This is a genomic window from Aurantimonas litoralis (genome assembly GCF_026153195.1).
Taxonomy (GTDB): Bacteria; Pseudomonadota; Alphaproteobacteria; order Rhizobiales; family Rhizobiaceae; genus Aurantimonas; species Aurantimonas coralicida.
The window spans coordinates 500,751-518,888 of record NZ_JAPFBM010000002.1 but is presented as its reverse complement, the minus strand read 5'-3'; the positions used below and the strand labels follow the sequence as shown (position 1 = coordinate 518,888).

Here is an 18,138-nt window from a genome sequence, read left to right as displayed (position 1 = left end):
GCGGCCAGGCGAGATGCCGAAGGCTGTCGGCCGCATGACAAAGCGCGCGGAGTTTCTCGCCGCGCGCCGGGGCCGTCGTCTGAACGGCCCGTCCTTCTTCATCGAGGCGCTGGACCGCGGCGACGCGGCTCCACCTCGTGTCGGGCTCACTGTGACCAAGAAAGTCGGCAATGCCGTGGTCCGCAACCGGATCCGGCGGCGGTTGCGCGAGGCGATTCGTCTCGATGCGCAGGCTGACATGGCCCCGGGGATCGACTATGTGGTCGTCGCCCGCCGCGATGTGCTGACGCTGCCTTTCGAGCAGCTCAAGGACGAGCTGTCGCGTCGGGTCGCCAGGATGAAGCAGCCGCAGCGAGAGCCGGCCACAACGGAACGGCGCCCGTCGAAGCGTCCATCGGGGTCTGACTGATGCAAAACAACCGCAACTTCCTGATCGCCATGATCCTGTCGATCGGGGTGCTGGTCGGGTGGCAGTTTCTGGTCGTCAGCCCGCGCATGGAAGCCCAGCGGCTCGAGAACGAGGCCGCGCAGTCCAACGTCGCGCAGAACGACGGCTCGCTGCAGACGCCGCAGACGCCCGCCGGAACGCCGCAGGACAATGTCGCCGCACCGTCGGGGCGCGAAAGCGTCGTGCCGGATCAGGGCGTTCTGCCGACGACCGGCGAGACCCGCGAGCAGGCCATCGCCGCCGGCAACCGCATCGCCATCGACACGCCGGCCCTGTCGGGCTCGATTAACCTGACCGGTGCGCGGCTCGATGATCTGCGCCTGAAGAACTACCACGAGACCGTCGACGATTCGTCCCCGACGATCGTACTCCTGTCGCCGGAGCGGCTGCCGGCGGGCTATTTTGCGGAATTCGGCTATCTCGGCCGCGATGCCGGCGAGCTTCCCGGGCCGAGCACGGTCTGGCAGGCCGAGGGCGGCCAGTCCCTGACGCCCGACAGCCCGGTCACGCTGACCGCCACGAACGGCGCGGGCGTCACCTTCGAGCGGACCATCTCCGTCGACGACCGGTTCATGTTCACCTACGAGGACACGATCCGCAACGAGGGCTCGGCGCCGCTGACCCTGTCGTCCTACGGCCGGGTCACCCGCTATGCGAAGCCGGAAGTCGCCTCGGTCTACGTCCTGTTCGAAGGCCTGATCGGCGTCTTCGGCGACGACGGCCTGTCGGAGATCTCGTACTCCACCATCGAGGACGACCTGCGCTACACGCCGCCGAAATCCTCCAGCGGCTGGCTCGGCATCACCGACAAGTACTGGGCGACGACGCTGGTCCCGGAAGCGGGCCGCCCGTTCCAGTCGCGCTTCCTCTACATGACCGACGGCCGCGCGCATTATCAGACCGAATACGTCGCCGACCCGGTGACGGTCGAGCCGGGCGCCACCGCGACCAACGTCTCGCGCACCTTCGCCGGCGCCAAGGTCGTCAGCGACATCGACAGCTATGAAGAGCGCTACAACATCCGCCAGTTCGGCCAGCTGATCGACTGGGGCTGGTTCTATTTCATCACCCGGCCGATGTTCCACGCGCTGGACTGGTTCTACAGCATGATCGGCAATTTCGGTGTCGCGATTCTCGCGGTCACCGTCGTGCTGAAGCTCATCTTCTTCCCGCTGGCCAACAAGTCGTACAAGTCGATGGCGCGTATGAAGAACATGCAGCCGAAGATCATGGAGATGCGCGAGCGCTTCAAGGACGACAAGCAGAAGCAGCAGCAGGAGATGATGCGCATCTACCGGGAGGAGAAGATCAACCCGGCCGCAGGCTGCTGGCCGATCCTGATCCAGATCCCGGTGTTCTTCGCGCTCTACAAGGTGCTGTATGTGACGATCGAGATGCGGCACGCGCCGTTCTTCGGCTGGATCCAGGATCTGGCCGCGCCCGATCCGACGAGCATCTTCAACCTGTTCGGCCTGATCCCCGTCGATCTGCCGCAGCTCCTGATCGTCGGCGTCTGGCCGATCCTGATGGGCATCACGATGTTCATCCAGATGCGCCTCAACCCGACGCCGCCGGATCCGACGCAGCAGATGATCTTCACCTGGATGCCGGTGGTCTTCACCTTCATGCTGGCCTCTTTCCCGGCCGGACTGGTGATCTACTGGACCTGGAACAACCTGCTTTCGGTGATCCAGCAGTCGGTGATCATGAAGCGCAACGGCACCAAGATCGAACTCTGGGACAATCTGCGCGGGATGTTCCGACGAAAGGAAAAGCCCTCCGAGGGCTGAGCAGACGTCCCGTGCGATGCGGCCTTCGGGTCGCGCCGCGCGGGACGACGCCGTTCGGGGGTGCCGTCCTCAAAAAGGACCGAGCATGCACGGACCCGACCCGACCGATCCGCACCCCTTGGCCGGGCATCCGCGTGTCGGCTTCCTGAAGCCGCTGGTCGACCATCCGCAGATCGAGATCGGCGACTACACCTATTACGACGACCCTGACGGTCCGGAGCGCTTCGTCGAGGCCTGCGTCGGCCATCTCTATCCGTTCATCGGCGACCGGCTGGTCATCGGCCGGTTCTGCGCCATCGCCTGCGGCGTGTCCTTCGTGATGAACGGCGCCAATCACGCGATGGGCGGAATCTCGACCTATCCCTTCCAGATCTTCGGCAAGGGCTGGGACAACGGTTTTGATTTCCAGACCATCCTCGACGGGGTGAAGGGCGATACGCGGATCGGCAACGATGTGTGGATCGGCGAGAAGGCGACCATCATGCCGGGCGTCACCGTCGGCGACGGTGCGGTGATCGCGGCCCATGCGGTGGTTACGAAGGACGTTCCGGCCTATGCGGTGGTCGGCGGCAATCCGGCCCGAACGATCCGTGTGCGATTTCCCGACGACGCCGTCCGGCGCCTCCTGGAAATCGCGTGGTGGAACTGGCCGGCCGACAGGATCAGCCGCAATCTCGGTGCGATCCGGGGCGGCGACACAGACGCGCTGGAAAAGGCGAAATGACGATGGATCAGGACATGACCGACGACGCCAACACGCCGCCGCCGCCGGCCGCCGCGCATTTCTTCGGCCAGCCTTGGGTCTTCGTGCGCGGTGTCCCGGCAATGAAGTTCCTGCCGCCGGAAGGCCCGCCGGAGATCGCCTTCGCCGGTCGCTCCAATGTCGGCAAGTCGTCGCTGATCAATGCGCTTCTCGCCCAGAAGGGCCTGGCGCGCACGTCGAACACGCCGGGCCGGACGCAGGAGCTGAACTTCTTCGTGCCGGACGGCTATGGCGGCGAGACCGCCGAGCTGCCGCCGATCGCGGTGGTCGACATGCCGGGCTACGGCTATGCCAAGGCCCCGAAGGACCATGTCGACGCCTGGACCAAGCTGGTCTTCTCGTATCTGCGCGGCCGTGCCAGCCTGAAGCGGGTCTTCCTGCTGATCGATGCCCGGCACGGGATCAAGAAGAATGACGAGGAGGTCATGGGCCTGCTCGACAAGGCCGCCGTCTCCTACCAGATCGTCCTGACCAAGACCGACAAGATCAAGGCGACGGGCGTGCCGAAGCTGATCGAGGCGACGGCGCTCGGCATCAAGCGGCACCCGGCGGCGTTTCCGCGGATTCTGTCGACGTCGTCGGAAAAGGGCGTCGGGCTCGACGAACTGAAGGCCGAGATCGCCGCTCTGGCCGAATAGGGCAGGGCGGTTCCAGCGTTCGGCCGCGGTCCGCGTCAGTCTTTCGGTGCGGGCGGCGTCGCCTGATCCTGCAGCAGGCGCTTGCGGATGTGGTCGTCGATGCGGCTGCACACGGCGCGATAGGCTTCCAGGATCTGCTCGCGGCTGCCGGTGGCGACGGACGGGTCGGGCATCGGCCAGAACTCGACATCCACCGAGGCCGTGCCGGTGGCGTCGAGGACGGCGTGGTGGGCTTCCGGCGCCATGGTGACGATCAGGTCGAAATAGCTGTCCTCGAGATCCTCCAGCCGCTGCGGCCGCCGGTCGCCGAGGCTGAGCCCCTTTTCTGCCAGGACGCTGTCGACGAACGGATCACGCTGGCCGTCGCGCACGCCGGCGGAGGCGACATAAACCGACTGGGGAAGCAGCGACCGCGCCAGCGCCTCGGCCATGGGCGAGCGGATCGCGTTCATGCCGCAGACGAACAGCACCGAGGAAATGCGCCGTTTGTCGCCGCCTTCGCCGGCCGCGCTCATGGGCAGGGCCTCCCGGAGGCAGCGGAACCGCGCCGGGTCCCACTGGACCCCGCATCCTGATCTCGCCCCGATGCCGTCACTCGCCACGCCATGGCCGGGGTCAGCTCCGCCAGTGGAGAACGCAGATAAGGGTGAACAGCCGCCGCGCCGTATCCAGATCGACGTCGATCTTGCCCTTCAGCCGTTCCATGAGGGTCTGGGAGCCGTCATTGTGAATCCCGCGCCGGCCCATGTCGATGGCCTCGATATGCTGGGGCGTGGCCGAGCGGATCGCCTCGTAATAACTGTCGCAGATCAGGAAATAGTCCTTGATGACCCGGCGAAACGGGGTCAGCGACAGGATATGGGCGACCAGCGGCGCATCGTTCTCGTCGCGGATGTCGAAGACCAGACGCTTGTCGGCCAGGGAGAGCTTCAGCTTGAAGCGGCCGCCCCGGGGCGCGCCGACCGGATTGAAGACGTTCTCCTCGATCAGGTCGAAGATCGCCACGGCACGTTCGTGCTCGACGTCGGGCGTCGCCCGGCCGATCGTGTCGTCGAGCTCGACGTCGATCAGATGGCCATCGCCCGTGCCGTCCGCTTCGCTCATGCCATCCTCAAAGGTTCAACCGGATCGCGACAGACCGGCCATGGGCGTCGAGCCCTTCGACACGGGCGAGTTCAATCGCCGCCGGGCCGAGCTCACGCAACTGGTCCGGGCCGAGCTTGAGGATCGAGGTGCGCTTGACGAAGTCGAGCACCGACAGGCCGGAGGAGAAGCGCGCCGAGCGGGCGGTTGGCAGGACATGGTTCGAGCCGCCGACATAGTCGCCGATCACTTCCGGCGTATGCCGGCCGAGGAAGACCGCGCCGGCGTGACGCAGCCGGGCGAACAGGGCTTCGGGATCGTCGACCGCCAGTTCCAGATGCTCCGGTGCGATCCGGTCGGACAGGGCCGGGGCCTCGTCGAGCGAGCCGACGAGGATGATGGCGCCGTGGTCGCGCCAGCTCGCCGCGGCCGTCGCACTGCGCGACAGGGTCTTGAGCTGCCGCTCGACGGCGGCCTCGACCGCGTCGGCAAAGCCCGCATCGTCGGTGATCAGGATCGACTGTGCGGCGGCATCATGCTCGGCCTGGCTGAGCAGATCGGCGGCGATCCAGTCCGGATCGTTCCGGCCGTCGGCGATGACGAGGATTTCCGACGGGCCGGCGATCATGTCGATGCCGACCGTGCCGAAGACCTGCCGCTTGGCGGCAGCCACGAAGGCGTTGCCCGGACCGACGATCTTGGCGACGGGTGCGATGGTCTCGGTACCATAGGCGAAGGCGGCTACGGCCTGGGCCCCGCCCAGCCGGTAGATTTCGCTGACACCGCAAATCTTCGCCGCGGCAAGGACCAGCGGGTTGAGGACGCCGCGCATGGCGGGCACCGTCATGGCGATGCGCTCGACACCTGCGACCCTGGCCGGCACGGCGTTCATCAGCACGGAGGAGGGGTAGCTCGCCTGACCGCCGGGAACGTAGAGGCCGACCGAATCCACCGCGGTCCAGCGACTGCCCAGCTCGACGCCGATCGCGTCGACATAGCGGTCGTCCTTGGGCATCTGCCGGGCATGGTGGCTGGAGATGCGATCATGGGCCGTGGTCAGCGCGGCCAGCGTCTCTTCGGGCGTTGCGGCATGGGCGGCGTCGATCTCGTCCTGGCCGACCCGCAGCACTTCGGGGGTCAGGTCGAGCCCGTCGAACTGGCGCGTCAGATCGATCAGGGCGGCGTCGCCCTCTTCGCGCACCCGCGCGATGATGTGGCGGACCGCCGAATCGACGTCGTCCGCCTGCTCGCGCTTGGCGCCGAGCAGAGCGCGAAACTCCGCCTCGAAACCGGAATCGTCGGTATTGAGCCTCGACGGCACTCTGTGAACCCCTTCCGTCACTCTCGTCGGACGCCGTCGGGCCGTCGCGGTTCCACCTGCCTTGCGGCAGGGCGCGCCAGCCATGCGGCCGTCAGCTGATCCGGTCTGGCCGGTTGTGGTCCGGCTTCGACCCGGTGCTCCAGGAGCCGCCGATATCGGCGAGCTGCGCCTCGATCACCTCGACGGTCAGCCTTATCGCGGAGCCGCCGGCGAAGACAAGCTCGACAATCCCCGAGGGCGCTTCCGTCACAGTGAAGCGGATGGCGAGGAGAACCAGCACGTCGTCGGAGGCGGGCGCGAGGCCGGTATGCTTGACCTCGGTGACCCGGTCGAAATGCAGGACCGCGCGGCGGCGCTCATATTCGGCCTTCTTGAACAGGCGGAAGCGGGACACGCCCTGCGAGGTCTCCCAGACGAAGCGGTTCATCTCGACGATGAACTGGCCGGCGGCGGCCCGGTGCTGGCAGTCCTTCGGCTTGACCACCGCGTCCTGACAATAGGCTGAGATGATCGCCAGGTCGTCGGTGTCGACGGCGAGGAGGCGCAGGCGGTCGGTCATGCGAAGGGTTCTTTCCGTGTTGGCAGCGCGGAACCTAGGGCGCGCCGGCACCGACCGCAACGGCATCTTGGCCCGACATCCGGCGCATCGCCGCGCCCTGCACCGAGGCATGACCAAAAGCTTAACGTTTCCGGCGCATTATGGCCGGGTCCAACGACCGCGAGAGCCGACGGCGCCGCCGATCGGCGCGGGCATCCGGGGGGATTGCCATGCACGACGAACAGCGCGAAGCCGCCGTTCAGGATCGCAGCCAGCCGGCACGGTTCGAAGCGTTGGACGGCTGGCGCGGTATCTGCGCGCTGCTGGTCGTCCTGTTCCACGCCCCGGTCGCCGGCATCGTCCACGAGACCGCCTTCTTCCGGCACGGCTATCTCTTCGTCGACTTCTTCTTTGTCCTGTCGGGCTTCGTCATTGCCCACGCCTTTTACGACCGGCTGCGTGGAGAGCAGAATTTCGGCCGCTTCTTCGGATTGCGGTTGTTCCGGGTGTATCCGCTGCATCTCTTCATGCTGGCGCTGTTCGTCGCCTTCGAGTGCCTGATGCTGGTCACCAAGGGGCCGTCGGAGGCCTTCGTCGGCGGCAATTCGGTGGTGGCCCTCGTCCACAACCTCCTGATGAGCCATTCCTTCGGCACCGTGGATTCGCTCGGCTGGAACTATCCGAGCTGGAGCATCTCGGCCGAGCTTCTGGCCTATGGCCTGTTCGCGCTCCTGGTCATCCGCGCGCCGCGCGCAATACTGCCGCTGATGGCGGTGACCATCGTCGCCGGGCTTATCGTCATCGCGCTGGTCGAGGGGACGATGGACACGACGGTTCGCTTCGGCTGGCTGCGCTGTCTCGCCGGCTTCTCGCTCGGCGCCGTCCTGCGGCTGGTGATCTGGCCACGGGCCGGGGGGCGGGTTGCGGTCGGGGGCACCGCCTGGACGCTGGCCGAACTCGCCTGCGTCCTGCTGGTCGCGGTCTTCGTCAGCGAGCTCGGCGGATCGGTGCTGTCGGTGGCCGCCCCCCTGGTCTTCGCCTTCGCCATCTATGTCTTCGGCCATGAGGGCGGCGCGGTGAGCCGCCTCCTGAAGGCCGGGCCGATCGCCTTTCTCGGGGCGATCTCCTACTCGGTCTACATGACCCACGCCTTTGTCATCTCGCGCACCGAGAACGTCGCGACGATTCTCGGCGACAGGACCGGCTGGCCGATCTTCTCGGCGGCGGCGGACGGCAAGCGCCTGATGGGCAGCACGGAATGGCAGTCGCTGACGGCGTTGGCGATCATCCTGGCCGGCACGATCGTCATGAGCGCGATCACCTGGCGGCTCATCGAGCGGCCGGGCATGGCCTATGGCCAGAAGCGCCTGTCACGCAAGCCTGCTCCGGTCTCCGGACATCCGGCCGACAAGCCTGTCGCGGACGGCTCTACGCCCTGACAGAGTGGCGCGACAAAAGCCGCAGGCCGATGACCGCGAAACAGACCGCCATCCAGATCGGGTTGGCCCGGTCGAACAGGAAGCTCTCCAGAAACGCGTTCAGCAGCAGATAGGCCAGGACCATCAGGAAGAGCTGGCCGAGCCGCTGGCTCTCGCGGTCGCGTCCGACACGGGTGAAATCCCACAGCGGCAGGACGACCAGCACGATGACGGCGAGGACTAGGCCGGGCAGGCCCATCGAGATGGCGATGTCGAGATAGCCATTATGGGCATTGGGGCTGCCGCGCGGATCCCAGGACAGTTCGAAATTGCGCTCGGTGCCGTAGACGACCTGGCTCTGCCAGAAGGCGTTGAGGCCGAAACCGGTCCATTCGTGCCCTTCGAAGACTTCCAGGGCAAAGCGCCACAGATCCATGCGGCCGGTGAAGGTCGTGCCCGGCACCACCGTCTGGACGATCTGGTCGAACAGCGGCGACAGGACCGTGCCGATCGTCAGGAACGCCATCACGGTCAAGGTCAGGGCGATGCCGATGGTCAGCAGCCAGCGGCCGGTGAGCGAACCGATGATGACGATGGCGGCGACTACCGGCAGCAGCGTGATCGACGTCTTGGAACCGGTCTTCAGAACGAAGAAGGCCGCCAGGAGCGCAATGGCGAAACCGGACCAGCGCTGGCCGCAGCGAAACAGATAGACACCGCAGAAGAACACCACGGCGAACACCGCGCCGGCGACGTTCTTGTGGGAATAGGCGCCGCGCCACAGGCCCGCATGCTGGGGCTCCGAGCCCGAGCCGTCATGCAGGGCAAGGCCCGGCATGGCAATGACGCCGAAATAGGACAGCGCCAGCACGGCCAGCATGGCAAGCGTCAGCGCGGTGCGGAAGGCGCGCACATCCTTGGGGAAGCACAGGATGGCGCTGACGGTCGCCATCGCAAGCAGCGTGAAGGCAGCGCCGCGCAGGGCGTTTTCCGGACTGTCCGCCCACAGGGCACTGACCAGCAGCCACGCCGCCATGATGAGCCACATGGGGCGGGCCAGCGCCAGCAGCGTCGTGCGGTCGGTGAGAAGGGCATGCCCGGCGAAGACGACCAGCGCCATGGAGGCGTAGCCCAGCTGGTTGGCCAGGCTGCCGGCGTCCTGATCGCCGGTGAAGGTGACGGCGAAGGGCGTGACGGTGACCAGCAGCGCCGTGAAGATTCCGGCGCCCAGCAGCATGCGGACGGTATCCGTCCACCACCGGGTGTCGCCGAAGGAGCGAAAGTCAGTTCTGTTCTGGACGGCGATATTGCTCATTCACCCATCCGAATTCCGCCATCAGCCGGCCGATGGCGACCTGCATGTGATAAAGCCCGATCACCGGCGAGCGCGTGCGCAGGGCCAGCCCTGCCGAGCGCAGCGGCGAGGCCGCCAGCAGGGCGGCGCTCTTGGCGACGCGGCGCAGCCCGTTGCGCCGGCCCGATGTCTGCCGGCGCTCGATGATCGAGGATATCGCGCCGTTGCGCAGGCCACGGGCGTTCAGCCACGAAAACTCGGTGCGGCGCGCCGGCGTCGTCTCCAGAACCGGCGCCTCGGCACACCATCCGAAGGAAAAGCCGCGCTGGCGGCAGCGCGTATAGAAGTCGCTGTCACCGCCGCCGATGAAGTTGAAGGCGGTGTCGAGAAAGGGCGCGCCGATCGTCTCGAGCACCCTGCGGCGGATCGCGACATTGCCCGAGGAATACAGGATCGGGACCGCCCCGGTCTCGCTGTAATGCGGCGTGAACACCGGATGGCGCGCGTAGCGGGTGCTGGCCCCGTCCTCGAAGACCGGCACCTGCGGCCCGCCGACGATATCGACATCGAGCCTGTCGGAGGTGGCCACGAGACGGTCGATCCAGTCCGGATCGGCGATCTCGTCGTCGTCGATCACCAGAAGATGGCGCATGGCCGGAAACCGCGTCAGCGCGGTCTGCCAGCCGGCGTTGTAGGCGGCGCAATTGCCGCGCTCATGGGCGATCAGGATCAGGCCGTTCAGTTGACCGTCGGCAAACAGGGGGCGCGCGGCATCCAGCCCGGCACGACCCTCGGCGTCGTTCTCCATGACGATCACGGCGAAGGGACGGGCGGTCCGCTGCGCGGCCAGCGAGGCAAGCGTCTTCAGGAGATGCTCGGGCCGGCGGAAGGTCGGAAGGGTGACGACGATCGCGAAGGCGTCGCCATCGAGGCCGGGCGATTCACATGCGATGGTGATGGCGTCGGTCATCGATCTCGCTCGGGCGATTGTCCGCGGTTCGGCGCGAGCAGACCAGAGAAAGGTGAAGAAAGGATCGATTTCCCTCAGATCGCGCGCCGTCGGACGGGGAAATCCTCGTTTTCGGACCGAACCCGCCGGGTTTGATCCGGCGGATTGATATTCCTTCAATCCTTCCATGCCAGCATTCCGCTCCTTGCAGCGCACACCCCTGGTTTGTCGGATGCATCTTCTGTTTCTCTCCTCGCTGCTGCCGGACGGCCGGCCGTCGACCGGATTCGAGATCGCCAATCATGCGATCGCGCAGTCCTACCGGCGGCAGGGCGTGCGGCTCACCTTCGCCGGCTTTCGCCGGCCCGGCAGCCGGCAACCGGGCGCGGACGAGATCTGTCTTGGCGAATTGGCCATCGAGAACGCCGCGGCGTCGCTGTCGCAGAAGATCGGCTGGGTGGGCGCCGCGACGCTGCGCAACCTGCCGGTGTCGGCTGCCAAGGTCGCCGGGCTGACGCGGGACGGGCTGCGCGCGCGGCTGGCCGAGGCGGGGCCGGTGGACGGTTACGTGCTGAGCTCGGTGCAGATGCCCGCCGCCTATCCGTTTCTGGCGCGGGAGAAGCCGTCGATCTTCATCGCCCACAATGTCGAGCATCGCTCGGCTGCCGAGAATGCCCGCAATGCCGGCCGTTTCCACACGCGGGCGCTCTACGCCCGCGAGGCCGCGCTCTTGCGCCGGGTCGAACACTGCATCTGCCGCGACGCGGCGGTCATCCACACGCTGAGCGAGGAGGATCGCGCTGCGCTGGGCCTCGCCGGGACCGCCCGCTGCCGGCCGCTGGCCCTGACGACGGGACGCTCGCCCCGCGCCGACGACGGCGTGCGGACCCACGACGTCGGGCTGATCGGCACCTGGAGCTGGGCGCCGAACCGCGTCGGTCTCGACTGGTTCCTGGCGCATGTCGTGCCGCGCCTGCCGTCCGACATCCGCGTCGCCATCGCCGGCAACTTCGACGGCACGCCGCCGGCGCTGCCCGGCAACGTCTCCTTCCTCGGCCGGGTCGCTGACGCACAGGCCTTCGTCGGCGCCTCGCGGGTGCTGGCGCTGGCGACGAGGGGCGGCACCGGCATCCAGCTCAAGACCATCGAGACCTTCGAGGAGGGCATGCCGGCCGTCGCGACACCGCAGGCGCTGCGCGGGGTCGGTGCCGTGCCGGCAAATGTCCGCACCGCCGACGATCCGCAGGATTTCGCCGACCGGCTGGTCGAGCTGGTGGCAGCCGAGCGCGCCGGGGAGGCCGTGCGCATGGATGGCGCCGATTTCGTGCAGTCGCAGACCGCCGCGCTGGATGCCGGCATCGCCGCCGGTCTCGATATGCTGCGCACGGCATTGGCCCGCCAGGCGAACGGCACGGGGCAGCGGGACACTGCGCACATGGCTGACGAAGCCGGGCCGATCGCCATGGCCGGCCGGGATCCAGCCTGATGGACGGCGGCCAGCACCTGCCCCGAGAGGCATCCCCGGACGCGGCGATGCCCGAGCGCCGGATCGCCGGGATTGCGGTGGCCGATATCACCGGAGCGGATGCCATTCGCCGGCTGGACGCGGCCTTTAGCAGCGAGACCGGCCCGACGCGGCTTGCCTTCCTCAATGCCCATTGCGTCAATCTGGTGCGGGCGAACCCGGACTACCGGAAGGCGCTGGCCGCCTGCCTGGTCCTGCCGGACGGGATCGGCGTCGACATCGCCGCGCGGCTTCTCTACGGCGCGCGCTTTCGCGAAAACCTCAACGGCACCGACTTCGTCCCGCGGCTTCTGTCAGCGCTGGATCGGCCGCTGCGCGTGGCGCTGATCGGCGGCGCGCCGGGCGTTGCCGAGCGTGCGGCAGGACGATTCGGCGAGATCGCGCCCCACCACGATTATGTGACCATCTCCGACGGCTATTTCGATGCGGCGGGTCAGGCCGTCATCCTGACCGCGCTGGAGCATGCGGATGCGGACATTGTGCTGGTGGCGATGGGCGTGCCGGCGCAGGAGCTCTTCCTGGTCAACGCATTGAATTCACGTCACGGCCGCCTGTTCGTCGGGGTCGGCGCGCTGTTCGATTTCTACGCCGGAAACGTGTCGCGCGCCCCGGCGCTCGTGCGCCGGTTGCGCATGGAATGGGTATGGCGCCTGGGGCTCGAACCGGCACGGTTGTGGCGGCGCTACATTCTCGGCAATCCAGCCTTTCTCCTCGGGATTCTGCGCGATAGGTTCGCGCCGCGTCACCCGATCGGCTGATGTGTTGAGGCCCGCGGGACGGAGACGATGACCTTGCAGTCGGCCATTGTGACGTCGAGCTATCGCGGCGATTTCGAGCGCTGCCGCCTCTTGTGCGAAAGCATGGACCAGCGCGTCACCGGCCATCGCCGTCATCTGATCATGGTCGAGGGGGCCGATGTCGCCCTGTTCCGGCAACTGGCCGGTCCGCGCCGCGAGATCGTCGACGAACGCGATCTGCTGCCGCGATGGCTGCGGCCGTTTCCCGATCCGTTGTCGCTCGGCCGTCGCCGCATCTGGCTGACGCCGAAAGGGCCGCCGCTGCGGGGCTGGCATGTGCAGCAACTGCGCCGTCTCGCGATTTCCGCGCTGCTCGACGAGGAGGTCGTCGTGTCGGTGGATTCCGACGTCGTCTTCCTGCGGCCCTTCGATCTCGGCTGGTTTCACCGCAACGGCGGTGTCGACTTCTTCCGGCGTCCAGGCTCCGTGGCCTTCCTCGACGAACCGGCCCGCAGCGAACACCGCGCCTGGTCGCGCCGGGCCGGGGCCATGCTCGGGATCGACGCGCCGGCAACGACCGACGAGGGCTATATCGGGACATTGCTTCCGTGGCGAACGGACACGGTGCGCGAGATGAAAGCCCGCATGGAGACGGTCGGTGGCCGCTCCTGGATGAGCACCCTGGCCGGGGGGCGGGCACTGTCGGAGTGCACGCTCTATGGCCGTTTCGTCGCCGAGCTGGAGAACCGGCCCGATCGGCATGCCCCGACGGATGTCGAACTCTGCCACATGTACTGGAACGGCGCGGCGCTGGATTCCGAGGCGCTGGCCGATTTCTCGCGCGGGCTCGCACCGCATCAGGTCGCGGCGGGTATCCAGTCCTTCACCGGGACGGACCCGGCGCTCATTCGCCGGGCTGTGGGGCTGATCTGAGCCAGCGGCGCGACCGGCGGCGGCGCGGGCGCGACCAGTCGAAGGCGGCGTAGGTCGAGGACGCCGAGACGATCCACAATACCAGGAACAGCCCGTTCAGGCCGAGGATCCAGCGTTCGGTGTCGGGCGCGGCGCGCAGCAGCACCACCAGAAGGCCCGCCTTGATCAGGCCGACAATGGCAAGGATCAGCGCGCGCAATCCGGTCTTGCCGCGCGCATAGAGCAGCTCGCTCTCGTATTCGATGAGATTGCGGAAGGCCGGGACGAACAGCGCGACGAGGACCAACGGCGCGGCGTCGGCGACATTGCGGCCGAGGAGCGTGGGGTAGAGGTGCAGGATGCCGCCGAGGACCGCGAGCCCGGCGACCGAGACGACCGCGACGATCGCTTCCAGTCCCCAGCGCCTCTTCCAGTCGGCGATCCAGCCCGGGCTCTTCATGAGCTTCTGGACGATCATCGTGTTGGCCGAGCGGATCGGCAGCGCCGTCAGGTCGATCAGCCGCATCAGGATGGCGTAGATGCCGGCCATCTGCGGTCCGCCCAGCGACAGGACGAGCAGCTTGTCGAGCTCGGACTGCAGATAGAAGATGATCTCGGCGCCGGCGACCGACAGGCTGTCGCGCCAGCGCGCCAGATAGAGCGCCGGCCGGAAGCGCAGCCGCTGGCGCGGGTAGAAGCCGACAATGGCAAAGAGCGCGGCGACGGCATTGGCCGTCATGTAGATCCAGGACCATTCCAGCAGGGTGCCGCTGCCGACAAGGACGAAGCCGACAGCGGCAGCGGCGCGGATCGCCGAACCGGCGATGACGATGCTGGCGCCCCGTCCGAAGCGGCCGAGGCCGTTATTGACGATGACCACCACTTCCAGCGCCCGCCAGAAGAGGATTTCGGCGGTGACCACGGCGACGAAGGCGGCAATGCCCATCTCGCCGTCGAAGAAGGCGGCATAGAAGCCGGCGGCGGCAATGGCGACGACGGGCAGCGACAGGAGGAAGGCGACGAGCAGGCCGGCCGTGTAGGTGCCGACCAGACGCTGGCGCACCGTCGCGACCCGGTAGAGCGGCGAGACGAAGCCGAAGCCGCCGATGCGCGACAGGACGATGCCGGTGGCGGACGCGGTGGCGAACAGGCCGAAATCGCCGACGGACAGGCCGTTGGCGATGCTGACGAAATAGGCGAGCGACAGGACCAGCCGGCCGGCGGATCCGCTGAGCAACCAGGCGTAATCGCGGATCACGCTTAGGTTGCCCTTAAAGCTTTCGATCCAGACTGCTGTGCGTGGCATGCTCCAACCTTCGGGAGAGCGATAGGCAGATGACGATACACCACCGCGGGCGCGATGCACGTTCCAAGCTGCGAAGCGTGCACCAGCCGGAAGCGGCGGCGCCCGGCGGCTCGTCCCCGACTAGCGCGGGAAGTTTAACGCGCCGTTCCCTTCTGGGCGCCGGGGCCGCGCTGGCCTTGGCGCCGGGTGCGGCATCGGCCGCCGGAACGGGTGCGCGAGCGGCTGGCGGCGTGCCGCTGGGCGGCGCCATCCAGGCCGAGTTCATGGAGGTCGACCCCGGCTACAAGCAGGCGTTCCTCGACCATTGCGACCTGATCATGCCGATGAACGGGCTGAAGTTCAGCCTCGTCCATCCCGCGCCCGACCAGTGGAATTTCGAGCCCGCCGACCGGGTGGTCGATTTCGCCCTGCAGAACGACCGGCTCAGCCGGGGCACCTGCCATGTCTGGTGGGGCGCGACCCCGGACTGGGTGGAGCGGCTCGACACGCCGGCCGCGGCGGAGGCCGCGCTGGTCGACCACATCGAACGGATCGGCGACCGCTACAAGGGCCGGCTGACCGGGTGGGACGTCGTCAACGAGGTCATCGCCAACGATCCGGCGACCGAAGGCCCGCTGCGCCAGACCGTCTGGCTGGACAAGCTGGGGCCGAAGCACATCCCCATCGCCTTTGCGGCCTCGGCCCGGGCCGATCCGCAGGCGCGGCTGGTGATCAACGATTACGATCTGGAGTTCGTCGGCCCGCGCTTCGACGCCCGCCGGGAGATCATGCTCGGCATCGTGCGCCAGCTGCAGGACGGCAATGTGCCAGTCCACAGCGTCGGCATGCAGGGGCATCTGTATGCGGGCCGTCAGATCGACAAGGCGGGGCTCGAACGCTTCCACAAGGAGCTGGACCGGCTCGGCGTCGGGCTGATGGTCACCGAGCTGGATATCATCGACTGGGAAACCCCGCCGAGCAACGCGGCGCAGGACGAGACCGCCTATGGGCTGGTCTCCGACCTTCTCGACGCGATCTTCGCCTGGAAGCCGCCGCAGGCAGTGACGGTGTGGGGCATCACCGATCGCTACAGCTGGGTGCCGGACGTGCTGCCACGGCCGGACGGCCATCCCGACCGGCCGCTTCCGCTCGACCGCGACCTGCGCCCGAAACCATGGATGGAGCTGCTGAAATCACGCCTGCGGACCGGCTGACCGACGGAAAGTTCCGCTAGGGACGTGCGTCTTAACCGTTCATTAGCCATGATTGCCCAGAGTCGGTCGGCAAGCTCCGGCACTTGATCCGGACGGCTATTCTGCGGATCGATATGGCTATGTTCTCATCCGAGACGAACCCGAACGCACCGTATGCCGCGCGCCCGTCAGGACCGCAGATGCAGGATTCCAACGGCTCGCTGATCGACCCGGTGCATGTCTTCCAGTCGGTCTGGTCGGCGCGGCGGCTGATCATCCTGACGACCATCTTCGGGCTGTTGCTCGGCGTCGCCTTCGCGCTGTCGATGCCGAAGAAATATACCGCCTATTCGCAGATTTTCGCCGATCCCCGCGACATCAAGGTGGTGCAGAACGAGGTCACGCCGAACGGCCTGCCGACGGAGGCGACCCTCGCTTTGATCGAGAGCCAGATCGCGGTCATCAATTCCAACGACATGATGGCCAAGATCGTCGAGAGCGCCGACCTGACGTCGGATCCCGAGTTCAACGGCCAGGGCGAGTCGCTGCTGCCGTCGCTGGAAAGCCTCGGCCTCACCAGCCCCACCACCGCATCGACCAACGAACGCTTCCTGCTGACGATGGAGAATCTGCGCGAGGTGACCGGGGTCTCGCGCGATGCCAAGAGCTTCATCCTCAACATCTCGGTGACGACCGAAAACCCGGAGAAATCCGCCCGGCTGTCGCGTCTGGTCGCCAATACCTTCATCGACCATCTGGCCGAGGTCCAGTCGGATACGGCGGGGCGGGCGACCAATGCGCTCTCCTCGCGCCTGGCCGAACTGCGCGAGAAGGTCTCGGCCGCCGAACGGGCGGTGGAGGACTACAAGTCCGAGAACGAGCTCGTCGGCGTCGGCGGGCAGCTCGTCGACGACAGCTACATCCTGCGGATCAACGACGAACTGTCGCGCGGCCGGGCCAACGTGACCGCCCTCAGGGTCAAGGCCGAGCAGATGTCCAGGGCCAGTGTCGACGACGTGGTCGAAGGCGCGTTTCCCGAAGAACTGACCTCGGATGCGCTGACGCGTCTGCGCGCCACCTATTCGGACCTCGCCCAGAAGACCGCATCGCTGGCGGCCACTCTCGGCCCCCGGCATCCGCAGCTCATCGCCAGCCGCCAGTCGCTGGCCTCGGCGCGCGACGCCATCCGCTCCGAGCTCGCCCGGATCGTCGCCGGAGCACAGACCGATCTCGCCCGCGCCGAGCGCACCAACAGCGATCTCACCCGGCAGCTCGACGAGCTGAAGTCCGATCAGGTGGCGACGAGCGGTTCCTTCGTGCGGCTGCGCGAATTGCAGCGCGAGGTCGAGGCGTCGCGGGCAGTCTATGAATCCTACCTGCTGCGCGCCCGGGAAACCGGTGAACAGCAGGGCATCAACACGGCCAATGTCCGGGTGATCTCGGAAGCCACCCCGCCGCTGCGGCCCTCCAGCCTGTCACGGCGCCTGGTGGTCGGGGCCGGCGGCATGCTGGGCTTTCTGGCCGGGGTGTTCCTGGCCGGTGTCGGTGCGATCTCGGAACAGTATCGCAACGCCATGCGGATGCGGGCGGAAATGGCCGCACGGCCACGCCCAACGGGCTTCAGCACCTCCTACGGCTCCGCCGCGACCGGTCGTTTCGGCAATGGCGGCGGCTATTCCACGGCCATCGTTCTGGCCCCCGGGGACGGCGCCATGACCGCCGGCACCGAGGCCTCAGGCGACGACTTCCGTCCGTCGGTCCATGCGAGCGCGCAGGATCAACGGCGCATGGCCGAGGCAATGCCGGTTGCCGAAGAGCCCGTGTCCGACGAGGCCGACCCGGCACCGGTCGGGACCGATGCGTCGGAGGATCGCCCGGTTCCGGCGAATGACGCAGAGGATGCCGCGGCCCCCGCGCAGGACGCGTCGGACGCGGCCAATGCAGGCGAAGACGAGACGCTGCCGCCGGCCGCGCGGCGCCGGACGCTGCGCGAGCGCATCCGTGCGCTGGGCGGCGATCTTCCCGATCCCGCCGACAGCGAGACGCCGCAGGCGGGCGACGACGAGGAAGTCGTGCGGCTGCAGAACGACATTGCCGCGGTGAAGAAGCACATCGCCGACATTCGCGGCCGCCGCCTGGCGCTGTAGTCCCGGCACGCGGTCAGCGCGGATCGACGGCAGCGCGGCCATGACCGCGCGATACTGCAGGCCGCAGTCCGTTCAGCCAGCGCGTCGCGATGATGCT

General features: G+C 67.5%; 17 protein-coding genes. 10 read left to right on the top strand and 7 right to left on the bottom strand.

What is annotated here, in order from left to right; genetic code table 11:
* Positions 1–13: 13 nt before the first annotated feature.
* The 4 genes from rnpA to yihA all read left to right on the top strand — a co-directional run bounded on the left by rnpA (position 14) and on the right by yihA (position 3,639).
* Positions 14–409, top strand: coding sequence for a ribonuclease P protein component (rnpA, locus tag N7I30_RS07190; RefSeq protein WP_187392040.1), 396 nt, complete (start codon positions 14–16; stop codon positions 407–409).
* Complete coding sequence (yidC, locus tag N7I30_RS07185) at positions 409–2,238, top strand: membrane protein insertase YidC (RefSeq protein WP_498637745.1); 1,830 nt, start codon at positions 409–411, stop codon at positions 2,236–2,238. Before rnpA ends, yidC begins: the two co-directional genes overlap by 1 nt.
* A gap of 85 nt (positions 2,239–2,323) precedes the next feature.
* Complete coding sequence (locus N7I30_RS07180) at positions 2,324–2,962, top strand: CatB-related O-acetyltransferase (protein ID WP_498637743.1); 639 nt, start codon at positions 2,324–2,326, stop codon at positions 2,960–2,962.
* A 14-nt stretch (positions 2,963–2,976) separates the two neighbouring features.
* A complete protein-coding gene (gene yihA / locus N7I30_RS07175; protein WP_024349334.1) occupies positions 2,977–3,639 on the top strand; it encodes a ribosome biogenesis GTP-binding protein YihA/YsxC in 663 nt (220 codons plus the stop codon).
* 35 nt (positions 3,640–3,674) lie between these two features.
* On the opposite strand, the gene N7I30_RS07170 is transcribed toward yihA, so the two are convergent.
* From N7I30_RS07170 to N7I30_RS07155, 4 genes are all read right to left on the bottom strand, one after another.
* Positions 3,675–4,154: an arsenate-mycothiol transferase ArsC gene (locus N7I30_RS07170; protein ID WP_498637741.1), complete on the bottom strand. Its 480-nt coding sequence runs from the start codon at positions 4,152–4,154 to the stop codon at positions 3,675–3,677.
* Positions 4,155–4,254: 100 nt separating this feature from the next.
* Entirely contained in the window at positions 4,255–4,743 is a 489-nt protein-coding gene (locus N7I30_RS07165) for a UPF0262 family protein (RefSeq protein ID WP_370195330.1), read from the bottom strand.
* A 7-nt stretch (positions 4,744–4,750) separates the two neighbouring features.
* Positions 4,751–6,043: a histidinol dehydrogenase gene (gene hisD, locus N7I30_RS07160; protein ID WP_498637739.1), complete on the bottom strand. Its 1,293-nt coding sequence runs from the start codon at positions 6,041–6,043 to the stop codon at positions 4,751–4,753.
* A 91-nt stretch (positions 6,044–6,134) separates the two neighbouring features.
* Positions 6,135–6,602 carry a DUF2948 family protein gene (locus N7I30_RS07155; RefSeq protein ID WP_009208227.1) on the bottom strand — a complete coding sequence of 156 codons (468 nt, stop codon included), beginning with the start codon at positions 6,600–6,602 and terminating at the stop codon, positions 6,135–6,137.
* A 209-nt stretch (positions 6,603–6,811) separates the two neighbouring features.
* Between N7I30_RS07155 and N7I30_RS07150 the strand changes: the two genes are divergently transcribed.
* The gene (locus N7I30_RS07150; protein WP_498637737.1) at positions 6,812–8,020 is read left to right on the top strand and encodes an acyltransferase family protein; all 1,209 of its coding nucleotides are present in this window, start codon (positions 6,812–6,814) and stop codon (positions 8,018–8,020) included.
* On the opposite strand, the gene N7I30_RS07145 is transcribed toward N7I30_RS07150, so the two are convergent.
* Complete coding sequence (locus N7I30_RS07145; protein WP_498637735.1) at positions 8,010–9,314, bottom strand: O-antigen ligase family protein; 1,305 nt, start codon at positions 9,312–9,314, stop codon at positions 8,010–8,012. The genes N7I30_RS07150 and N7I30_RS07145 overlap by 11 nt on opposite strands.
* Positions 9,283–10,263: a glycosyltransferase family 2 protein gene (locus tag N7I30_RS07140; RefSeq protein ID WP_498637733.1), complete on the bottom strand. Its 981-nt coding sequence runs from the start codon at positions 10,261–10,263 to the stop codon at positions 9,283–9,285. Before N7I30_RS07140 ends, N7I30_RS07145 begins: the two co-directional genes overlap by 32 nt.
* Positions 10,264–10,474: 211 nt before the next feature.
* Here N7I30_RS07140 and N7I30_RS07135 point away from each other — a divergent pair, with 211 nt between their 5' ends.
* The 3 genes from N7I30_RS07135 to N7I30_RS07125 are packed head-to-tail and all read left to right on the top strand — an operon-like array spanning position 10,475 to position 13,437.
* A complete protein-coding gene (locus N7I30_RS07135; RefSeq protein ID WP_498637731.1) occupies positions 10,475–11,728 on the top strand; it encodes a glycosyltransferase family 4 protein in 1,254 nt (417 codons plus the stop codon).
* Positions 11,728–12,525, top strand: a complete 798-nt coding sequence (locus N7I30_RS07130) for a WecB/TagA/CpsF family glycosyltransferase (RefSeq protein ID WP_498637729.1) — start codon at positions 11,728–11,730, stop codon at positions 12,523–12,525. Before N7I30_RS07135 ends, N7I30_RS07130 begins: the two co-directional genes overlap by 1 nt.
* Before the next feature lie 27 nt (positions 12,526–12,552).
* Positions 12,553–13,437: a DUF6492 family protein gene (locus N7I30_RS07125; RefSeq protein ID WP_498637727.1), complete on the top strand. Its 885-nt coding sequence runs from the start codon at positions 12,553–12,555 to the stop codon at positions 13,435–13,437.
* Here N7I30_RS07125 and N7I30_RS07120 read toward each other — a convergent pair.
* The gene (locus tag N7I30_RS07120; RefSeq protein WP_498637725.1) at positions 13,409–14,722 is read right to left on the bottom strand and encodes a lipopolysaccharide biosynthesis protein; all 1,314 of its coding nucleotides are present in this window, start codon (positions 14,720–14,722) and stop codon (positions 13,409–13,411) included. The genes N7I30_RS07125 and N7I30_RS07120 overlap by 29 nt on opposite strands.
* Positions 14,723–14,952: 230 nt before the next feature.
* On the opposite strand from N7I30_RS07120, the gene N7I30_RS07115 reads away from it, so the two are divergent.
* A complete protein-coding gene (locus N7I30_RS07115; protein ID WP_498637723.1) occupies positions 14,953–15,915 on the top strand; it encodes an endo-1,4-beta-xylanase in 963 nt (320 codons plus the stop codon).
* Positions 15,916–16,094: 179 nt separating this feature from the next.
* Positions 16,095–18,041, top strand: a complete 1,947-nt coding sequence (locus tag N7I30_RS07110) for a GumC family protein (RefSeq protein ID WP_498637721.1) — start codon at positions 16,095–16,097, stop codon at positions 18,039–18,041.
* Positions 18,042–18,138: the final 97 nt, after the last annotated feature.